The organism is Mesorhizobium temperatum (assembly GCF_002284575.1).
Classification (GTDB): Bacteria; Pseudomonadota; Alphaproteobacteria; order Rhizobiales; family Rhizobiaceae; genus Mesorhizobium; species Mesorhizobium temperatum.
On sequence record NZ_NPKJ01000037.1, the window covers coordinates 37,038 to 56,876 of the forward strand.

At 59.5% G+C, this 19,839-nt stretch carries 15 protein-coding genes and 1 pseudogene; 11 read left to right on the forward strand and 5 right to left on the reverse strand.

Going from position 1 to position 19,839, the window contains the following annotated elements:
* The first annotated feature begins 20 nt into the window (after positions 1 to 20).
* The 8 genes from nifA (CIT26_RS10235) (at position 21) to CIT26_RS10270 (ending at position 9,120) form a co-directional block, all read left to right on the forward strand.
* Positions 21 to 1,766: a nif-specific transcriptional activator NifA gene (gene nifA, locus CIT26_RS10235; RefSeq protein WP_095492466.1), complete on the forward strand. Its 1,746-nt coding sequence runs from the start codon at positions 21 to 23 to the stop codon at positions 1,764 to 1,766.
* Positions 1,767 to 1,999: 233 nt separating this feature from the next.
* Positions 2,000 to 3,481 (forward strand): nitrogenase cofactor biosynthesis protein NifB, encoded by a 1,482-nt coding sequence (gene nifB, locus CIT26_RS10240; protein ID WP_095492467.1) that lies wholly within the window; start codon positions 2,000 to 2,002, stop codon positions 3,479 to 3,481.
* Positions 3,482 to 3,513: 32 nt separating this feature from the next.
* Entirely contained in the window at positions 3,514 to 3,708 is a 195-nt protein-coding gene (locus CIT26_RS10245; protein WP_095492468.1) for a 4Fe-4S binding protein, read from the forward strand.
* A gap of 84 nt (positions 3,709 to 3,792) precedes the next feature.
* A complete protein-coding gene (locus CIT26_RS10250; protein ID WP_095492469.1) occupies positions 3,793 to 4,113 on the forward strand; it encodes a nitrogen fixation protein NifZ in 321 nt (106 codons plus the stop codon).
* Positions 4,110 to 4,322: a putative nitrogen fixation protein NifT gene (gene nifT / locus CIT26_RS10255; RefSeq protein ID WP_095492470.1), complete on the forward strand. Its 213-nt coding sequence runs from the start codon at positions 4,110 to 4,112 to the stop codon at positions 4,320 to 4,322. The genes CIT26_RS10250 and nifT overlap by 4 nt, the downstream gene beginning before the upstream one ends.
* Before the next feature lie 37 nt (positions 4,323 to 4,359).
* Positions 4,360 to 5,265 (forward strand): SIR2 family NAD-dependent protein deacylase, encoded by a 906-nt coding sequence (locus CIT26_RS10260; protein WP_095492471.1) that lies wholly within the window; start codon positions 4,360 to 4,362, stop codon positions 5,263 to 5,265.
* Between the two features lie 72 nt (positions 5,266 to 5,337).
* On the forward strand, positions 5,338 to 7,173 hold the full coding sequence (locus tag CIT26_RS10265; RefSeq protein WP_095492472.1) for an ABC transporter ATP-binding protein: 1,836 nt from the start codon (positions 5,338 to 5,340) through the stop codon (positions 7,171 to 7,173).
* 33 nt (positions 7,174 to 7,206) lie between these two features.
* Positions 7,207 to 9,120 carry an ABC transporter ATP-binding protein gene (locus CIT26_RS10270; protein WP_095492473.1) on the forward strand — a complete coding sequence of 638 codons (1,914 nt, stop codon included), beginning with the start codon at positions 7,207 to 7,209 and terminating at the stop codon, positions 9,118 to 9,120.
* 884 nt (positions 9,121 to 10,004) lie between these two features.
* Here the strand turns inward: CIT26_RS10270 and CIT26_RS10280 are convergent.
* From CIT26_RS10280 to nifA (CIT26_RS10295), 5 genes and pseudogenes are all read right to left on the reverse strand, one after another.
* A complete protein-coding gene (locus CIT26_RS10280; RefSeq protein WP_095492475.1) occupies positions 10,005 to 10,595 on the reverse strand; it encodes a sugar O-acetyltransferase in 591 nt (196 codons plus the stop codon).
* A 70-nt stretch (positions 10,596 to 10,665) separates the two neighbouring features.
* Positions 10,666 to 10,898, reverse strand: a pseudogene (locus tag CIT26_RS37495) (IS66 family transposase); the annotation flags it as partial.
* Between the two features lie 150 nt (positions 10,899 to 11,048).
* Complete coding sequence (locus CIT26_RS10285) at positions 11,049 to 12,077, reverse strand: LLM class flavin-dependent oxidoreductase (RefSeq protein ID WP_095492476.1); 1,029 nt, start codon at positions 12,075 to 12,077, stop codon at positions 11,049 to 11,051.
* A gap of 87 nt (positions 12,078 to 12,164) precedes the next feature.
* Positions 12,165 to 13,313, reverse strand: a complete 1,149-nt coding sequence (hisC, locus tag CIT26_RS10290) for a histidinol-phosphate transaminase (RefSeq protein ID WP_095492477.1) — start codon at positions 13,311 to 13,313, stop codon at positions 12,165 to 12,167.
* 251 nt (positions 13,314 to 13,564) lie between these two features.
* On the reverse strand, positions 13,565 to 15,373 hold the full coding sequence (gene nifA, locus CIT26_RS10295; RefSeq protein WP_425350337.1) for a nif-specific transcriptional activator NifA: 1,809 nt from the start codon (positions 15,371 to 15,373) through the stop codon (positions 13,565 to 13,567).
* Between the two features lie 829 nt (positions 15,374 to 16,202).
* On the opposite strand from nifA (CIT26_RS10295), the gene CIT26_RS10305 reads away from it, so the two are divergent.
* From CIT26_RS10305 to CIT26_RS10315, 3 genes are all read left to right on the forward strand, one after another.
* On the forward strand, positions 16,203 to 17,507 hold the full coding sequence (locus CIT26_RS10305; RefSeq protein WP_280951105.1) for a dicarboxylate/amino acid:cation symporter: 1,305 nt from the start codon (positions 16,203 to 16,205) through the stop codon (positions 17,505 to 17,507).
* Between the two features lie 321 nt (positions 17,508 to 17,828).
* Positions 17,829 to 18,860 carry a LacI family DNA-binding transcriptional regulator gene (locus CIT26_RS10310; protein WP_167391357.1) on the forward strand — a complete coding sequence of 344 codons (1,032 nt, stop codon included), beginning with the start codon at positions 17,829 to 17,831 and terminating at the stop codon, positions 18,858 to 18,860.
* Between the two features lie 164 nt (positions 18,861 to 19,024).
* Positions 19,025 to 19,837: a TIM barrel protein gene (locus tag CIT26_RS10315; protein ID WP_095492480.1), complete on the forward strand. Its 813-nt coding sequence runs from the start codon at positions 19,025 to 19,027 to the stop codon at positions 19,835 to 19,837.
* Positions 19,838 to 19,839: the final 2 nt, after the last annotated feature.

Below are 19,839 nucleotides of genomic sequence, written 5' to 3' on the forward strand. Positions count from 1 at the left end.
ACAACCCCTGAGGTGTTTGCATGGTTCACATACTGCGAAATCGGGTCGATGAAGTAGGACCTCGGAACATCCTGCCTGAACCACGGATCAACTCCATTCACGAAGCGGATATCTCGCTCAGGGGAATCTACGAGATATCGAAGATCCTGACCGCCCCCACCCGGCTTGAGATCACGATTGCGAATGTGGTGAATACCCTCTCCTCATTTGTGCAAATGCGTCATGGAGCAATCGTCGTCCTGGATGCCGAAGCGGAGCCGGAGATTACCGCAACCACCGGCAGCTCCCACCCACCTCAAATTGGCCGCATCATACCGCAAGCCGCGATAGACCGGATCGTCGCTACGGGGGCGCCGCTCGTCATACACGATGTTAGCAAGTCCGAACTATTTCAGACTGACTTTCAACCGTCTTCGAGCGGCGACACAATCCCAATTGCCTTTATCGGTATCCCGATAAAGGCTGAGCACGAGATTCTTGCCATATTGTCGATCGACCGCGTCGGTGACGGCGAGACCAGCTCCCCCTGCGACGAGGACGTACGCTTCCTCACCATGGTCGCCAACCTTGTCGGCCGGACCATCCGTCTCCATCATATCCTGAGTATGGATCGTCAGCGGTTCATCGAGGAGCAACGGAGACCGGAGAAATGGCTCGACGAGAAGAGGACCGACCCAGCCGGGCATCGGCATGTCAAAATCGACGGGATCATCGGGGAAAGTCCTGCACTCAAGCAGGTACTCGAAACCGTCTCGGTCGTGGCAAGGACTAATTCCACCGTGCTTCTGCGCGGCGAAAGCGGCACCGGCAAGGAATTCTTTGCCCAGGCCATCCATAAGCTTTCACCTCGGGGCAAGAAGGCTTTCGTCAAATTGAACTGCGCTGCGCTGTCTGAAAGCGTTCTGGAATCGGAGCTGTTTGGACACGAAAAGGGCGCCTTCACCGGGGCTATCTCCCAGCGCGCCGGCCGTTTCGAATTGGCAAATGGCGGAACGCTGCTACTTGATGAAATCGGCGAGATTTCGCCTGCCTTTCAAGCCAAGCTGTTGCGCGTCCTGCAGGAAGGCGAACTGGAGCGAGTCGGCGGCACGAGAACGCTTCAGGTCGATGTCCGGCTCATATGCGCCACCAACAAGGATCTCGAGACGGCTGTCGTAAATGGGGAGTTCAGGGCCGACCTATACTACCGCATCAATGTTGTGCCAATTATCCTGCCCCCGCTCAGAGAGCGAGCCGGCGATATTCCACGCCTTGCGAACGCCTTCCTCGACCGGTTCAACAAGGAGAACCATCGCGAGCTCGCCTTCGCGCCATCGGCGCTTGATCTGATCTCGCAATGCTATTTCCCTGGCAATGTCCGCGAGCTGGAAAACTGCGTGCAAAGGACGGCTACACTTGCGCGTTCAAGGACGATCACTCCATCGGATTTCGCCTGCAAGAACAGCCAATGCCTTTCGTCGCTCCTCTGGAAAGGAGCCGACCGTTCGCATGGCGGCAATGCCATCGACGAACTCTCCCAGCGTGACACGATGCCGGTTCGGCGCATCGGTGCCCCGGAAGGCGACATAACGCCCGTCAAGGTTGTCTACCCGAACGATCCCGCTAGCCCCGCAATGGGCCCGCATCTGACGGAACGCGACCGCCTGACCGACGCGATGGAGAAGGCCGGCTGGGTTCAGGCCAAGGCGGCTCGTATCCTCGGCCTCACGCCGCGGCAGATCGGCTACGCTCTGCGCCGGCATGGTATCGAGGTGAAGAAATTCTAGGCGTCCTAATGACGTCAAACGTCGGGCCGGAGTTCCTCACATTCTGCGTGCCCCAAGACGCGGTGCCCTTCGCGACCGGTTCGCTTGTCCACTGTCGGAAGCCGGACAAAATTGTGCCGGAGCAAACCGACAGAATCCGACACGGAAAGCCAATAGGTGAACTAAAACCGCCCTTTGAGCTGGCATAGCTCTTGCGCCTTGAACTGCGACGTTACCAGCAACGGAGCCGTTCGATGTCCGCACCGATGATTTCGCTTGAGGGCCTGACCAGCACGACATCCTTCGACCAGTTGCTGGCGACCGCGAAATCCGGTGGCTGCGCATCTTCAACCTGCGGCTTGTCGGGAAAGCCGGACGACATGGATCCGGCTGTCTGGGAGAAGATCAAGGATCATCCCTGCTTTTCGGAAGAAGCGCATCACTATTTCGCGCGCATGCACGTCGCGGTAGCCCCGGCTTGCAACGTCCAGTGCAACTACTGCAATCGCAAATATGACTGCGCCAACGAAAGCCGGCCTGGGGTCGTTTCGGAAAAGCTGACACCCGACCAGGCGCTACGCAAGGTGATCGCGGTCGCCAACGAGGTGCCGCAGCTTTCCGTACTCGGCATCGCCGGACCGGGCGATGCCTGTTACGACTGGAAAAAGACAAAGGCAACGTTCGAACGAGTTGTCGGGGAAATTCCCGACATCAAGCTGTGCATCTCCACCAATGGTCTGGCGCTGCCGGATCATGTCGCCGAGCTCGTCGACATGAATGTCGATCACGTGACGATCACCATCAACATGGTCGACCCTGAAGTCGGCGCAAAGATTTATCCTTGGATCTTTTACGACCATCGCCGCTACGTCGGCATCGAAGCCGCCCGGATCCTGCACGAGCGGCAGATGCTGGGCCTGGAGATGCTGACCGCGCGCGGCATCCTCACCAAAATCAATTCGGTGATGATCCCCGGCGTGAACGACGAGCATCTGATCGAGGTGAATAGATGGGTCAAGGAGCGCGGCGCGTTCCTGCATAACGTCATGCCGCTGATTTCCGACCCGGCGCACGGTACCCACTTCGGCCTGACCGGGCAGCGCGGCCCAAATGCAATGGAGATGAAGACTCTTCAGGATCGTCTCGAAGGCGGCGCCAAATTGATGCGCCACTGCCGGCAGTGCCGGGCCGATGCCGTCGGCCTGCTCGGCGAGGATCGTGGCCAGGAATTCGCGCTCGACAGCATTCCCGGCGAGGTCACCTACGATCCCAGCAGGCGCGAAGCCTATCAAGAGGTGGTCGCGCGCGAGCGCCATGATCATGTGGCGGCCAGGAGCGAGGCGATCGGAATGGTCAAGGCAGCGGGTTCCGGCAAGTCCCTTCTCGTCGCAGTGGCCACCAGGGGCGGCGGCCGCGTCAACGAACACTTCGGCCATGCGAAGGAACTCCAGGTTTATGAAGTCTCGCCGAGAGGGATCAGCTTCGTCGGGCATCGCAAGGTCGAGCAGTATTGTCTCGGCGGCCGGGGCGATAACGCCACCCTCGACGGCGTTATCGCTGCGTTGGAAGGCATAGACGTCGTACTGTGCGCCAAGATCGGAAATTGCCCTAAGGATCAGCTCGCGGAAGCTGGAATTCGAGCAACCGACGCTTATGGCCATGACTACATCGAGACCGCAATCAGCGCGCTTTACGCCGCCGAGTTTGGGATCCAGCCGCTGGCGGCGACGGCCTGAGCCGTCTCATTCCAATCGAACCAGGAGTTAAAATGGCTTTCAAGATCATCGCATCCCAATGCACCCAATGCGGCGCCTGCGAGTTCGAATGTCCCTCCGTCGCGATCAAGTTCAAGGGCGAGAGGTACGTGATCGATCCGGACAAGTGCACCGAATGCAAGGAGGCCTTCGACACGCAGCAATGCGCCTCGGTATGTCCGGTGCCGAAGACCTGCGTTCCTGCCTGAATTCGGTACCGACACGGCCGGGCTCGCCTCCGGAGGGCACCTGGAACTCCACAACCTGCAGCCTCGAGAAAAGAAGGAACGGCCATGTGGCTCGGACGCGAACAGGAGGTCGAAATCCGCAGGCCTCCACGATTTATGCCGGGTGAGCGGGTCCGTGCCACACGACACATAAAGAATGACGGCACCTATCCTGGCAGGAAGATCGGCGAAAACCTCGTGCGGAAGGGCGACGAGGGTTATGTGCGCGACATTGGCACCTTTCTCCAGCAGTTCTTCATCTATGCGGTCGAATGGGTCGATCGCGGCACGATCGTCGGCATGCGAGCGCGTGAACTTATGAGCCTCGACAAAGTCGAGGCTCCCTGCGGTGCCGAAAGCAACGCCAATGAAGGAACAGTCAGATGAAAGTAATGATCCGCAGGACCGATGCCGGCTTGTCGGCGTATGTCCCCAAGAAGGATCTCGAAGAGCCGATCATCAAGCTCGAGAACGAAGACTTGTGGGGCGGGGTCGTAACGCTCAGGAACGGCTGGCGGCTCCTCCTACCCGACCTTCCGCGGCATACGCGTCTGCCGATCACCGTCGAGGCAAGGAAGCTTTCTGACGAGGACTGATGCTGCCGGTTGATAAGGGCGTCGAGAGGAAACGAGCATGAACACGATCCTGACCCCGCGCCACCTCGTCGTCCTCCAGGACAGTTTTGCCGAAAAGCTGCTTGACCTGCTGAAGGAAGCGCTCGCGGCCGATGCGGTGATCCCATATCTCGGTCCGGGTCTCCTCAGGCTCAGCTCCGCGGAAACGCCTGTACCGCACAGCCCGGAAGCCGTCGCCGCGGTGCTCAACACGCGGGCGCCAGCCCCTTCCAAGATTCGGACCAATATGTGGTCGGTCGCGCAGTTCATCGAACAGCGCCGGCATCGCCGGACGCTTAAAGCGTGGATGGCGGAGATATTCGCAGCGCCGGCGGCGCCGACCGTCCTCCACGCCTGGCTCGCAAAGCTGCCGCTCTCCCTCATCATCGACAGTTGGTACGACGGCGCCATGCGAGCCGCCCTCGCAGAGGCCGGCCGAACGGACGTTGTCGAGATACAAGGCGTCACGCGCGCGAACGAAATCGGTAACATTTGGACGAAAACCTACGACTTGTCCGGGAACGAACTCGACCCTGGGCCAGCGGCAAAGACGATTCTCTATACGCCTCACGGCAGTGTTAGGCCGGCCGCAAATTTCCTCGTCGCGGATTCCGACTATGTCGAGGTCCTGACCGAAATCGACATCCAGACGCCGATCCCTGACGTGGTGAAGGAACGGCGCCTCAACCGTGGCTTCTTCTTCGTCGGCTGCCGCTTCGACGATCAGATGCTGCGCACCTACGCCAGACAGATCATGAAGCGCTCGGAAGGCTCACATTTTGCGGTAATCGATGCGGCAACGCTCACCAAAAACGAACGTCGTTTCCTTGCAGAAAGCGCAATCACGGTCATTGACATGCCGGCAGGTCAAGCCGCGGCTCGGCTCGTCGGAGCAGGCACTGCTGCAGATGGTGGCCAGGATTAAACATGGCGGGCGCGTTTGATAGTGAGTCGTCCCGGCGTGCACAGAAAGCGCAATTCAGTCTGGAACACACCCGTGAGCAGTGATGCTATTGGCAGCGCGACGAAGCCTCTGAATTCGTTCACGCATGTGGAAGCGGCCGGCTGGGGCCGCGGGTTGAGCACGCTGCTGCGCATTACCCGTATGAATTTGCGGCACCCGTGGCAGGTCGCCTTCGCCATTGGCTCGACACTGGTAGCGGTAATCCTCCAGTTGCTCATTCCCAAGCTTCTCGGCCAGGCCGTCGACCAGACCCAGACAGCCATTCGGGGCGGTGTCACGGGGGCCGCGGCAGAACAAGCGCTCTGGATCTCGGCTCTCCTGCTGCTCGCGGTCAGCGCGCTGCGCGGCCTTGTCACGATGATGCAGAACTATTTTGCCGAAGCGGTCGGGCATCACGTCGCATATGAACTGCGCCTCGCCTGCTACGAGAAGATCCAGCGTCTCAGCTTTTCCTTTCACGACCATGTGCATTCAGGCGATCTGATTACCATCGGCCTGCTCGATCTCGAAGGCGTGCGGATGTATTTTTCCACCGCCCTGGTTCGCGCCCTCCTGCTCACCATGCTGATCGGGATCGGCGCCTACATGCTGATCTCCACCGACCCGGTGCTCGGCCTCGTCGCGCTGAGCTTCGTGCCTTTCGTCGCCTGGCGCTCGTCCGTCACACAGCTTAGACTGCGAGCCACCTGGCTCGACCTGCAGGAGCGGGTTTCGGTCTTAAGCCGCGTGATGGAGGAAAATCTTGGAGGAATCCGCGTCGTCCGCGCTTTTGCGGCCCAAGCTTATGAGATGCTGAAGTTCGACCGCGCCTCGAAGAGCGCGCTCGACCTCGCCCATGACCGCGTTGACATCTACGTGCCCAACACGTCGGCGATGACCTTGTCCTTCTTTTTCGCCATGGGATTGGTCCTCTGGATCGGCGGCAACAAGATCATCGCCGGCGAGATCAGCGTCGGGACGCTCGCCACGTTCCTGACATTCATGACGATCCTGCAAATGCCCGTCCGCCAGATCGGCCTGATGGTCAATGCCTTTGCCCGCGCTTCCACTTGCGGTTCGCGTCTTTTCGGTCTCCTCGACCAGGATATTACAATCAGGGATGCTCCCGACGCCAGACCGCTCGAGATCAGCGAAGGCACTCTGCGCTTCGATAATGTCTCCTTTGCATATCCCAGCACCGAAACCCGCCCGATTGTGAAGAACATCAACTTTGAGGCCCGCAGGGGTGAGACAATCGCGATCGTGGGTCCGCCGGGTTCGGGCAAATCGACGATGGCTCACCTGATCCCCCGCTTTTACGACGTCATCGAGGGCGCCATCACGCTTGACGGGCAGGACATCCGCAAGGTCACCCTAGCAACTCTTCGCAAGGCGGTCGCGGTCGTACAGCAGGATGCCTTCCTGTTCACCACCACGATCGAGAACAACATCGCTTATGGCGATCCCTGGGCGAAGGAACAGCGGATTGAGCGGGCTAGCGAATCCGCCCAGCTGCACAACTACATCCTCGGCCTCCCAGCAGGCTACGAGACGGTCGTGGGCGAACGCGGCGTTTCTCTCTCGGGCGGCCAGCGCCAGCGTCTCACGATTGCACGCACTATGATGCTGCGCCCGTCGGTCGTCGTTTTCGACGACTCGACCGCCGCGATCGATGCCGCCACCGAGCAGCGCATCCGCGCGGCGATGCGGCGCTTCGCTAAGGAGCGGGTGACAATCATCATCGCCCATCGGCTGAGCTCGCTCATGCACGCCGACCAGATCCTCTTTGTTGACAACGGCGAGATCGTCGAGCGCGGCACCCATGAAGAGCTTTTGGCGAAGCGAGGACGCTATAAGGCCCTTTACGATCTGCAGATGCGCTCCGAGTGATGACATGATGATCGAGAATGGGGCCGGGCGCTGATGGCCCAAGAGGACGCCGACGAACTCGAAGGCGAACGCAATAACGTCCGTGACGACGGCAGACGCCCTCCCCGCGCGGTTGTCGGCTCGCACCGTATCGAAGAGGAGATGTTCGGCCGGGCTTTCGACCAGAACGTGATCCGACGCATTTGGGCCTTCGCGCGTCCCTACAAGGCCAAGCTATTCATCTCGGTTTCCGCATTGCTGATCTTCACGGGCACGCAGCTTCTCATCCCATTGATCATCCGCTACGCGATTGACCACGGAATGGCTCCGGGAGGCATCGATCACTCCTACCTGCTTGCGGCCGCCGGAGCATTCCTTCTCGCGATTTTGGTCAATTTCGCCGCCGGCTACACACAGGAAACCGTGGTGGGGAAAACGGCCGAGAATGTCCTCTTCGACATACGCCGCGCCATGTTCGCCCGTCTGCAGAGGGTTTCGCTCTCCTTCATGGACAAGACCGAGGTTGGACGCCTGATGTCCCGTCTGCAAGGCGACGTCAACTCCATGCACGAGTTCCTCGAAAACTCATTATATTCCGTAGGCGATATTGCGCTTCTCTTCGGCATCGTTTTCGTGATGCTGTGGCTCGACTTCCGCCTCGGCCTCGTGACGCTCTCGGTCCTGCCGATCCTGTTCATCGTCCGCATCTTCTGGCTGCCGCGTGCGCGCGACGCCTTCATGGCTGCGCACGAGACCAATTCGGTCGCCAACGGCGCGCTGGCCGAAGCCATTCACGGCGTGCGCACCGTTCAGTCCATGGAGCGGCAGCAGGTCAATTTCATTCTCTATGACGACAAGGCCCATGCCAATCTCAGGACTCACCTGATTGCTGCCAAATATGCACAGGTCATGGTGCCGATCGTCGATGGGCTCACCGGCCTCGCCATGGCCGTCGTCATCGTAGTCGGCGGCTCCATGATCATGAATGGCCGCATCGATGTGGGCGTATTGGTCGCCTATCTTTTCTATATCCAGCGCTTCTTTGATCCGATCCGCTCGCTCACTCTGCAATATTCGATCATGCAGCGCGCCATGGCCTCCGGCAAGCGCCTGACCGATGTGCTCGACGTCAAGATCGATGTCCAGGACAAACCGGATGCCCGGGCGCTTTCGCCCGAAATGGACGGCTCGGTCGAGTTCAGGAACGTCACCTTCGGCTACAATCCCAACCATCCGGTGCTGAAAAATGTCTCCTTCCGGGTCCATCCCGGCGAGACGGTCGCCTTGGTCGGGCCGACCGGCTCCGGTAAATCGAGCGCGATGGCCCTCGTCCACCGCTTCTATGACGTTCAGCAGGGCCAAGTGCTGGTCGGCGGACATGATGTGCGCGATCTCACACAGGAATCGCTCGGCCGCCAGGTCGCCATGGTGCTGCAGGAGCCGTTCCTGTTCACCGGGACAGTCTTCGACAACATTCGCTACCATAAGACGGAAGCCACGCGCGACAAGGTGATCGAGGCTGCCAAGGCGGTCGGCGCCCACGACTTCATCATGAGCCTTGCCGACGGGTATGAAGCCCAACTCGGCGAACGGGGTGGCAACCTTTCTCTCGGCCAGCGCCAGCTTATCAGTTTCGCCCGTGCTCTCGTTGCCGACGCCAAGATCCTCGTGCTCGACGAGGCTACCGCCAACATCGACAGCTACACGGAAATGCTGATCCAGAAGGCCCTGATCAAACTCCTCGAGGGCCGCACCGGGCTTGTCATCGCCCACCGTCTCGCTACCGTCCGAGGCGCTGACCGCATCATCGTTCTTCAAAACGGCCAGGTGATCGAGACCGGCAACCACGACCAGCTAATGGCCGCCGGCGGACTTTACTCCAAGCTCTACAACCTCAACTACGCCTCGTTCGATGATATCCCCGAGGAGGAACTCGATGCCTCCGCACAAGCAGACTCGCAGACCTGACGTGTGGCCGGCATATCTATGGGTGCTGTCCGTGATGATCCGTTTCAGGCGGGCTGACGAACGCTGAGGCCGCCGTCAACGACGAGGCCGGCAGCGTTCAGAAGAGAACTCGTCGGATCATGAAGGATGCTTCGGGACGTGCGGAGGTTCGAACTTCACATGGGCGCGCTCGTGCAGGAGCGGCCATTCCTGAATGCCGACGAACACGCTGTCGCCCGGGGCAAGGAAAACTCTGTAGAGGAGTCCGAGCAGTTCAGACGATCCGCTCCCGGCCGTCACCTGATCCTGGGAGATGCGCCGGGGCCTATGTGCGAGGTGTCGGCAAAGCATAGAAAGAGCGATGCACGCGCTGAGCTCGCACACGCGGGGCGCCCTTAAGGCATGGCTCAAGCAACCGGCGCGCCACGGCGCGAGCGAATTTGTTCCCAACGTGCACGGAAGTCGGCTGAGCGCCGACGGCGTGCAGGCGCTCCTGGCCAAGCAAACGCGTGCCGCCAGCGAGAGATGTCCATCATTCGCGTCCCAGGAAGGTCGCCGCACGTACTGAGGCACAGCGCGGTGATGTAACGGCTGCAAGCGGGAGTCGACTGCTCTATGATGGCGCTGTGTCTCGGCCATGAGTCGATCGAAGCGATGCAGACCTACTTGCATGCCCATCTCGCGCTCAAGGAAACGGGCGCTGGCGAGCTTCAGCCGTACGAGCCGGAAGCCAATCCGCTTCCAGCCAGGCGACCGCCTGCTCGCCTTCCTGAAGGGCTCTGTAAGAGAGGAACTATGCCGAATGAAACCAGCGGCCTCACCAAAACAGCGGCAAGCACGTGCAAACGGCCAATTGCTTCCACAACCATTCGGCATAGTTCGGCGGGCGGCACAAACCGCCAAGCTCAATGACGGTGAAGCGCTTGCCTATCACTCTCCAAGGTCGTCATGGCCACCCGAGCCGGACTTCCCAGGACCTTGACCCCTGCGGGAACATCTCGAGTGACCACGCTGCCAGCGCCTACGACCGCATCATCGCCAATCGTGACGCCCGGGAGAATGATTGCTCCACCGCCGATCCAGACACGGCTGCCAATGTGGACAGGACGCCCGAACTGCAGCCCACTCTGCCGCTGCTCGGGATCATGCGGATGATCTGCGGTGTAGATCTGCACGGCAGGCCCAATTGCCGTTCCTTGGCCAATCGTCACCTCTACCACGTCAAGGATGACGCAATTGAAATTGAGGAAGACGTGGGCTCCGAGGCGGATGTTGAAGCCGTAGTCGCAATAGAAGGGCGGACGGATGACCGCTCCGGGCCCAACCTCTGCTAGCCGCTCGGACAGGAGCGCATGCCACTGCTCGGCGGTTTGGCCCAACGTGTCATTGTACCGCTTCAGCCAAGCCCCGGTGGCCAGCAGGTCAGCTTGGATCTCCGGATCCGCCGCACTGTACGGCTCGCCTGCGAGCATCTTCTCTTTTTGACTGCGTATCATGGTTCCTCGTCAGATCGTGTCCGGTGGTGTGGTGTAGCAGTGCATGGCGGATTGCCCTCGGCAACGTTTATGTCTTGGTCTTGCCGCACTCCGGCTCAAGAACCGGGGCGGTAGTCTCGTCGGCGACCAGCTTCGTTCGAGCATCGCTGATGCAGGGGAAGAAAATGCCAGGCAGGCACTAACGACCCAGTCGGCAAGTGTCCAGCGGTCGAGTTGTTCCTGCCGCTTTCAGATGTGCGCCTGACGATAGAACGGTAAGTGATCGGTGTATGTGGATCCCAGCGCCTGGGCGACGGTTGCCTTCCCGTCCCCTTTACCCACACCACGCTCGAACATCCCAATGACATATCAATCCCGGCATTATACGCAGGGTCGTCTCCCAGACTGCACCGGGAACGTCATGGAGCGCTTCGACAACGATTTTGATCTCCAATCAGACAGCAAATTTCATGGTCACCCGACTTGAGCCATGATTTCGGATTGAATCGTCGTTGCGGTGTATAGGGAAGCATCTAGCGGCAGATCCCCAAATGCCAGTTGACAAAGAAGGTAATTGGCACCTGCCTCTTCCAACTGCCCAAGCAGAGCTTTTCGCACAGAAGCTGCCGATCCTACTACGCACAATTCACTCTCGATTGCTGCATCGAAGGTCAGCGGCAGGTTTGGTGGAGTCGGGATGGCATTGAGGTCGTAAAGGAATTTGAAGCTCTTAAGCCATCGTTCGTAAGCAGGTGCCGCGAGCGAATACGCATCTGCTTCAGAACGCCCAATCACAACCATTCGGAGCAATCCAAGAAATGGTGCTCGCTCGTCCGCCTCAGTTTTGTGCTCTCGACCGGCGCGGAAGGCATCAGTAGTTCTGCGAACAGAAGAGGAAGGTCCCACGCACGCGATATTTGCGCCATTAGCCGCGGCCCAGCTTGCCGGCTCGGGTCGATTGGTGGCGATCCAGGTCGGCGGATGCGGCCGCTGATGAGGTCTTAGCGTCAAAGGAACGCCATTCAGTTCAAAATGGCGGCCTTGATAAGATAGCGTGCCGCCCTTCATCGCATTAATAAGGATCTCGCTGGCTTCCGCATACTGGCCTGGCGCCGCGTCCGCACCAATCCCAAAGTAACCCAATTCGGTGGGAAAAGAGCCGCGTCCTATACCGAGTTCGAGCCTGCCACCGCTCAATTGGTCAAGCATACAGATCTCTTCGAACGCACGCAGCGGATGATAAAGGGCAAGTAGCATTACCAACGGGCCGACACGAAGGCGCTGGGTGCGCTGGGCGACGCTCGATAAGAACAGATTCGGCGATGGACCTCTCCCATGCGGGGTACAGTGATGCTCTGCCAGATGATATGCATAGAAACCGAGGTGATCGCACGCCTCTGCCAACATCAGGCGATCCGCGTATTGTCGGGCGATATCGCGGCCGTCCTCGTCCAGGTGATCGAAGATGCCGAAGGTCAGGGTTGAAGGAAAGGCGTTTCTCACTCGATTTCTCCAAGTTTAACGCAGGAAGTTCTCTTGCTTGCGATGATCAAGCAATTCAAAGATATAGAAGGTGTGTGATCGCTCGGATTATCGCGCGCGTAGCGCGGAAGCAGAGCCTGATGCTGCCCAACGTCTGGACCTTGGCATCTTTAAGCTCCCAGAAATATCTCTCGCGGCTGCAAGGAATGCATCCATCTGTTCTTTTGTGCCGATGCTGACGCGGATGTAATTTTGCAAACCTTTATCAGGAAAAAAGGCCACAAGTATCTTTTGCCTTTCCAAGGCTGCCTGCCACCATGAGCCGTCCTGTCCCGCTGGCACACGGGCTAACACGAAATTCGCGTGGGATGGTGCTACTGAGAATCCAAGTTGCAACAGCGCCAAGGTCACTCGCTGTCGTTCATGCTTGATGTGTTTGTGGTTGTCTGCATATGCGTCGCGATGCGCAAGGACGCTGATACCAACCGCATGCCCGATCACATTCATGTTGAAGACGTTCTGGATGTTGCGCAGCCTGCCAATAATTTCGGGGTGACCGAAACCGAAACCGACGCGAACGCCGGCGGCGGCATAGCTTTTCGAAAATGTTCTTAAGACCAGAAGGTTCGGATAACGATCTATGAGGCGCAGACCATTATCAGGTGCAAAGTCGACATAGGCCTCATCCAGGACGATCAAGCGGTCCGATTGTGCTAGGAGGCGTTCGATATCGGCCACCGGAGCAAACGTTCCGGTCGGATTGTTCGGATTGGCCAACAGAATGAACTTGGCGTCTTTTGCAGGGCCGAAAAGCAATTGCTCTATCGGCAAGGAATGAGCTTCACCACATCCGATTTCGAGAAATTGAGCACCCTGCAGCATGGCTAGTTTGCGGTTGAACGAAAAACCTGGCGACATCATCGCCACGCTGTCGCCCGGGGCAAGGAAAGCTCTGTAGATGAGCCCGAGCAGTTCAGACGATCCGTTACCGGCGATCACCTGATCCTTGGAGACGCCGTAGGCATTGGAGGCTGCTTCCCTCAAGGTGATGTTGTCGTCTTCTGGATATAGATACTGCCGTTCGAGAGCCGCAATCGCACTTTGCTTTATGATTGTCGGCAACGGAAATGGGTTCTCATTCGTGTTTAGTTTGACGAAACTTGCATCCGGCGCTGGTCGGTCGGATGGCAGAGCCTCTAATTGTCTCGCCACTTGCGAAAGTGACGAAAGCACACTTTGCAGTTTTGCATCGGACATATTCTTCTCCGTCTTCAGTCGCAGAGGGCATCCGGCATGAGCTGAGGGTCGAGAGCAACATGGCCGACAAACCGGCGATCACAGCGCTGCTTCACGCCACCTTTGTTGGGGACGCCGACCGCCGTGAGGTCCGGCGGGCTGTCCTCCATCGGATCGAATTGGCGCCGACGCGGGGGGTGCATCCACTCGTCATCGGGCCAAGGCGCGCCAAATCACCAACGCGCTTTATCTGTCTCAGCTCAGTCGTCCTTTCACAGACGCTTGATCTCGATCTCGTATTTCCTCAGCACATAGCCAATCTGGCGCGGCGTCAGTCCAAGCAGGCGCGCCGCCTTTGCCTGCACCCAGCCACATCTTTCCATGGCCGCGATGACACCCTCGCGATCGATGATCTTCGCACCATTAATGAGGGCTGCGCCGACCGGCGCTAGCGGTGCCTGCTCGCCGACGACAGGCGGGACCAGAACGGCGGCCGAAGTAGCGGCCTCAGCCGGCGGCGTGGCCGGCTTCCACAGCACCGCGGAAAAGCACTGGCCGTGGTAGCAGGAAAAGTCGTTTCTCCCGATTGATGGTCCCGCCGCCATGATCGCTGTCCGGTGCACGCAATTTTCGAGCTCGCGAATGTTGCCTGGAAAATCACAGTTCATCAGTACCTCAATCGCGCTCGGATCGAAGGTCAGCGTACGGCCGTTCTCATCGTTGAAATTCTTGAGAAACTCAGCCGCGAGGAGCGGAATATCACCGCGCCTTTCGCGTAACGCCGGCACCAGCAAGGGAACCACGCTGATGCGATAATAGAGGTCAGCGCGGAACTCGTTCCGTGCAACCGCCTCTTCCAGGTTCTTGTTCGTGGCGGCAATCACGCGAACATCGACCTTAATGGTCTGGTTGCCGCCGACGCGCTCGAACTCCTGCTCCTGCAGCACGCGCAGCAACTTTGCCTGGAACGAGGCCGAGATCTCGCCGATCTCGTCCAGGAACAACGTCCCCTTGTCGGCGAGCTCAAAGCGCCCCTTGCGCGAATTGAACGCGCTGGTGAAGGCACCCTTCTCATGACCGAACAATTCGGATTCCAGGACTGTCTCAGGCAGCGCCGCGCAATTGAGCTTGATGAAGGGCCGCTTGGCGCGTGGCGACAACTCGTGAATGGCCTTGGCGATCAGTTCCTTCCCGGTACCGGATTCGCCTCGCAATAGAACCGTAATCTTCGCCTCTGCCACCACCGCGACCTTCTCGAGCAGACCGCGTAGTGCCGGACTGTCGCCAATCATCCCCTTGACGTAAACCTTCTTACGCTCCCGCGCAGGACGCTTGAGCTCGCAGAATTGCTTTTGCAGCCGCTCCTTCTCCGCCATCGGTTGCTCGCGGTCGCACGCGAATGAGCGACGCAACTTCACTGTCTGTCCCACCAGGTTGGCGATCACGGGTAGCAGACGGAGGTTGTAATCGAGCCAAGATCTTGACCCATTGTCCAGCACGCGGTCGATAGTCAGCGTGCCCACGACGTTCGCATCGACGCGAATGGGAACACCGATGAACGACACTCGTATGGCGTCGGAGGCCCCGAGCACGTCCGTGTCGGCGGCACTGAAGGCCGAATGCACCGCTATGTTCTCGGCGACGAGGGGCGTGTCCGTCGTCACAATCTGGTCGATTGCCTTCCGCGGCAGGTACATCCGGCAGCGCTCATCGCAGCTCTCGCTCCAGCCGGCGCCTACGGTGATGTCCAGTTGGCCATCACCGTCGAGGAGAGAGATGATGCCGCACCGCATCTGCACAAACGATCGCAGAAGATCGACGACCTTGGCCAGCGTGACTTCGAGCCGGGAGGGGGCGGTGAGTACTTTCGATATTTCGAAGACCCCGGTAAGCGCGCTCTCGTGCGACGGCACAATGGGGACCGCGTTGTTCGTCTCGGGCTTTGAGTTAGCTCTTTTCGCGTCCTGAAGCGATGTGCAGCATGACGGCGTCTCCCCGGCACTTTGTTCGAATTCGCGAGTATTGTCTGAGTCTAGCATGTCATCCTCGATCTCGCGCCGCGAAATCAATGCTCGCGGCATGTGCGCCTGCGACGTCGTCCGGTGCGTAGACGCTCTCGGCAAATGGCATTGGCGCGCGAGCCGTCGTTGACCAAGTCGGGGCGCCGCCGTGTAGTCGAGTGCAAAGCGAGGCGATGCATGACGCATGGCTTGGCTTTCCTCCCTGAAGTGTGGCCGCCGTTCTAGGCTTCTCCCGGCCGCAACCACACGTTGCTTAAACAGACCGGAACGAGGGTTGATAGTCAATCGAGCTTTCTTTCATTTGTGAAAGGAAACTCGGCGCCACATGATAGAATTCCATCATTTATTTTCGAGCGGATAGATGTCGAACGGCAGAGCAGATAGATGTCGAACGGCAGAGATGTCTCCCCCGGCGTCTCTGCGGTGCCTGGCGCGCGCTGACCGAGCACGTTCGCGTAGGGAATACTCCGCTCTGGTGCCGGCAATGCGGCCCGTCGCAAAGACGACAAAACCGAGTGTCCCACCAAGAAGTGCGAGCAAAACCGCACGCCAGAGAGGTCGACCGGCGGCCGATCTGCCAACGAACATCAAAAGGCGAGCTGCAAGTCGCCCTTGTCAATCCCGTCTTTTGCCAGCGAATTGTTCAGACCCGACCGTTGGCGAACCTTAGTGCGGAATTCCGCCCGGCGTGAAGGCAGCTAGTGTGGAAATCCGCACATGGCCGCTGGGCGAGATGACCGAAACCGGGAAAAGGCATGATTGGCGCAGATCTCCATTTGGCACGGCACTTGCGCCCGAGATGGCAGCAGCGTTCGACCGGAGCGCCGCGATGGGAGAAGCCTGGGAAGGGAGGAAGAGCCCGCCCCCTATCCGGTCAGGGAGAGAAACGGTGTTAGCTCCACAAGTCCGCAGCGCGAGTCCCGCGCCCCGCAAGGCCTTCTACGCCAAGCCCTACGTGCAGGTGCTTGCCGCCATCGCCCTCGGCGTCGCACTCGGCCATTTCTATCCGGGGATTGGCGGGAGCCTGAAGCCGCTCGGTGATGCCTTCATCAAGCTTGTCAAGATGATCATCGCGCCTGTCATCTTCCTGACAATTGCGACCGGCATCGCCGGCATGAACGATCTCCAGAAGGTCGGCCGAGTTGCCGGCAAGGCGATGGTCTATTTCCTCACCTTCTCGACGCTGGCACTAATCGTCGGCCTTGTCGTCGCCAATGTCGTTCAGCCTGGCGCCGGCCTCAACATCGATCCGGCCTCGCTCGATGTCCAGGCCGTGAATACCTATGCCGCAAAGGCTCACGAGCAGTCCGTCACCGGCTTCCTGATGAACATTATCCCGTCAACGATCGTCGGCGCCTTCGCGCAAGGTGACATCCTGCAGGTCCTGTTCTTCTCGGTTCTGTTCGGCATCGCTCTGGCCATGGTCGGAGAGACGGGCAAGCCTGTCGTTTCCTTCCTTCAGGCGCTGACCGCCCCCATTTTCAAGCTCGTCAGCCTCCTGATGAAGGCCGCCCCGATCGGCGCTTTCGGCGCAATGGCCTTCACGACCGGCAAATATGGCATCGGATCGATCGTCAACCTCGCGATGCTGGTCGGGACGTTCTATTTCACCGCCTTCCTGTTCGTGTTCGGCGTTCTCGGCGCGGTCTGCCGTTACAACGGCTTCTCGATCTTTTCTCTCATTCGCTACATCAAGGAAGAGCTGCTGCTTGTCCTGGCAACGTCCTCCTCGGAGGCCGCGCTGCCCTCGCTCATGGAGAAGATGGAGAAGGCCGGCGCCAAGCGTTCGGTCGTGGGTCTCGTCATCCCGACCGGATATTCCTTCAATCTGGACGGCACCAATATCTACATGACGCTGGCGGCCCTCTTCATCGCCCAGGCGACGAACACGGATCTTTCAATTAGCGATCAGGTCCTCCTGCTGCTCGTTGCGATGCTTTCCTCGAAGGGTGCAGCAGGTGTAACAGGTGCGGGATTCATCACGCTGGCCGCTACGCTCGCCGTAGTACCCAGTGTTCCCGTTGCTGGCATGGCTCTGATCCTTGGCGTCGACCGTTTCATGTCCGAATGCCGGGCGCTGACGAATGTCGTCGGTAACGCGGTGGCATCGCTCGTCGTCGCCCGCTGGGAAGGCGAATTGGACCAAGCGCAGATGAAAGCCGCCTTCTGCGGTCATCAGTTTGCCGAGTATTAACCGGCCACGCCCCGCCGAGTAAGGTCGCAGCTTCGCGACCTGTTAAGTCGCCGGGCTGGTCACAAGCACCAATCGACTCGCAGGCTCCAAACAGCGCTTCGCGCGTCGATGAAATCAGAAGCGCAAAATGCGGCGAGTGCAAAATTATGGCTCCCTAAGCAAACGAACTGTACATCGATACGCGCCCGGTTACGCCTGGATTGCTGTTCGTCGAATACGCTGTCGATCATGAATTATGCGGTCACTTTGCCGCCCGGAACCTTTGCCGAGACGTGCTGGATGACAGAGAGTCAGCCGGCAAAACTAAACAGAATTGGACCCATGACCAAGCGCCCCACAATTACCGATCTCGCCCGCGAAGCCGGGGTCAGCGTGGCAACTGTCGATCGGGTTCTGAACGCCCGCCATCCGGTGCGGGAAGAGACCGCGCGGCGGGTCCACGAGGCCGCCTACGCCATCGGCTATCATGCTGCCGGTCTCATCAAGCAGCGCTTGCAGCGGGGCCTGCCGCACTATCGGCTGGGTTTCATCTTAAGAAAACCGGCCCAGCATTTCTACCAAGACTTCGCGCGCGAGGTCGAAGCGTCGGTCAGTTTGGCCCAGTCCTTCCACGGCATTCCGCTCATCGAATTCGCGCCGTCACACGTGCCGTGCGATCTGATCGCACTCCTCAAGGATCTTGGGAGCCGCTGCCACGCGATCGCCATGGTGGCGCCGGACCACCCGAAGATTACGGCAGCGGTCGAGGAGCTCAAGGCCAAAGGCATTCCAGTATTCTCGCTGCTTTCCGACTTCGCCGCCGGCGTGCGCCAGGGCTATATCGGCCTCAACAACCGCCAGGTCGGGCGGACGGCCGCTTGGATGTTTTCCAAGGTCGCAAAACGGCCCGGAAAGGTGGCGGTGTTTGTCGGCAGCCACCGTTTCCAGGGGCACGAGCTCCGGGACATCGGCTTTCGCTCCTATTGCCGTGAGAACGCGCCGACATTCGAGGTGCTCGATCCGCTCGTGAACCTAGAGAAACGGCAGATCACCTACGAGGCAACGCTTGATCTCATGCAGCGGGAACCCGAGCTCGTCGGCTTCTATGTGGCCGGCGGAGGCATGGAGGGCGCCATCTCCGCGCTCCGGGAAGAGGGTAAAGGTCAGGATCTCGTCGCGATCGTGAATGAAATCACGCCGGAGTCACGTGCGGCGCTCGCAGATAACATCATCACGATGGCTGTCGCCACGCCACTGCGCCGACTTTGCCAGGAGCTGATGACGCTGATGGCGCGGGCCATCGAGACCGGCACGGTGGAGACGCCCGGGCAGACATTTCTGCCGTTCGACATCCATCTGCCAGAGAATATATGAAACCTGATGGATTCTATCATAGGCGGTCGAGTTTCCTTTCACAAATGAAAGAAAGCTCGATTGACTATCATTCCGGTCTGTTGAATCAACGAGCGGTTGCCACGCGGCAGAAGCCGAACAGCTGAGAACGGCGGCCGCGCTTCATGAAAGGAAAAAGCCAAGCCATGCGCCAGGTGTCGCCCCGCTTTGCACTCGACCACATGGCGGCGTCCCGACTTGATGTTCCGGCATTTTTCGCGCTTGCACGCGACCAGGGTATGGCCGACGTTCAAATCCGTCTCTTCAGCGATCCTTTTGTACCCGGCATGCCGGCTGCGGACGTCCGGTCTGCCGCCGCTGAAGCGGGCGTCACGATTATCTCTGTCAACGCCTTGCAGCGCTTCAATGAGTGGACTCCTGCGCGCCAAGTCGAGGCGAGCATGCTCGCCGATTATGCGGCGGCCTGCGGGGCGAAGACGCTCGTGCTGGTGCCGGTCAACGACGGCTCGTGGCCCGCGAATGGCGAGCGCCAGGACAATCTGCTCGTCGCCTTGAACGCGCTCAAGCCGATCCTCCAGTCGCACGGTCTAATCGGTCTCATCGAGCCGCTGGGCTTCCAGACCTGCTCGCTTCGATCGAAGAAGGAAGCGGCTAAGGCCATTGCCGCGGTTGATGGGCAGTCCGTCTTCCGTCTCGTGCACGACACGTTTCACCACACACTCGCCGGGGAGACGTTCTTCTCCTGCGAGCTAACCGGTCTCGTGCACATTTCAGGCGTGAACGATCCGACCTTCTGGATTTACCCGGATCGCGTCCTGGGAGGTTCCGACAATGGCAGCCAGATCCGGGCGCTGCTTGATGGCGGCTATGCCGGCCCCTTCTCGTTCGAGCTAGTCGAGGAAGTCCACGCGCTGGATGACCTCGCGGGCGCACTTGCCGCCAGGATCGATCTCATCCGACACGGGGCTATTGACGCGAGAGCCGGTGTGAGGCGCTAAGC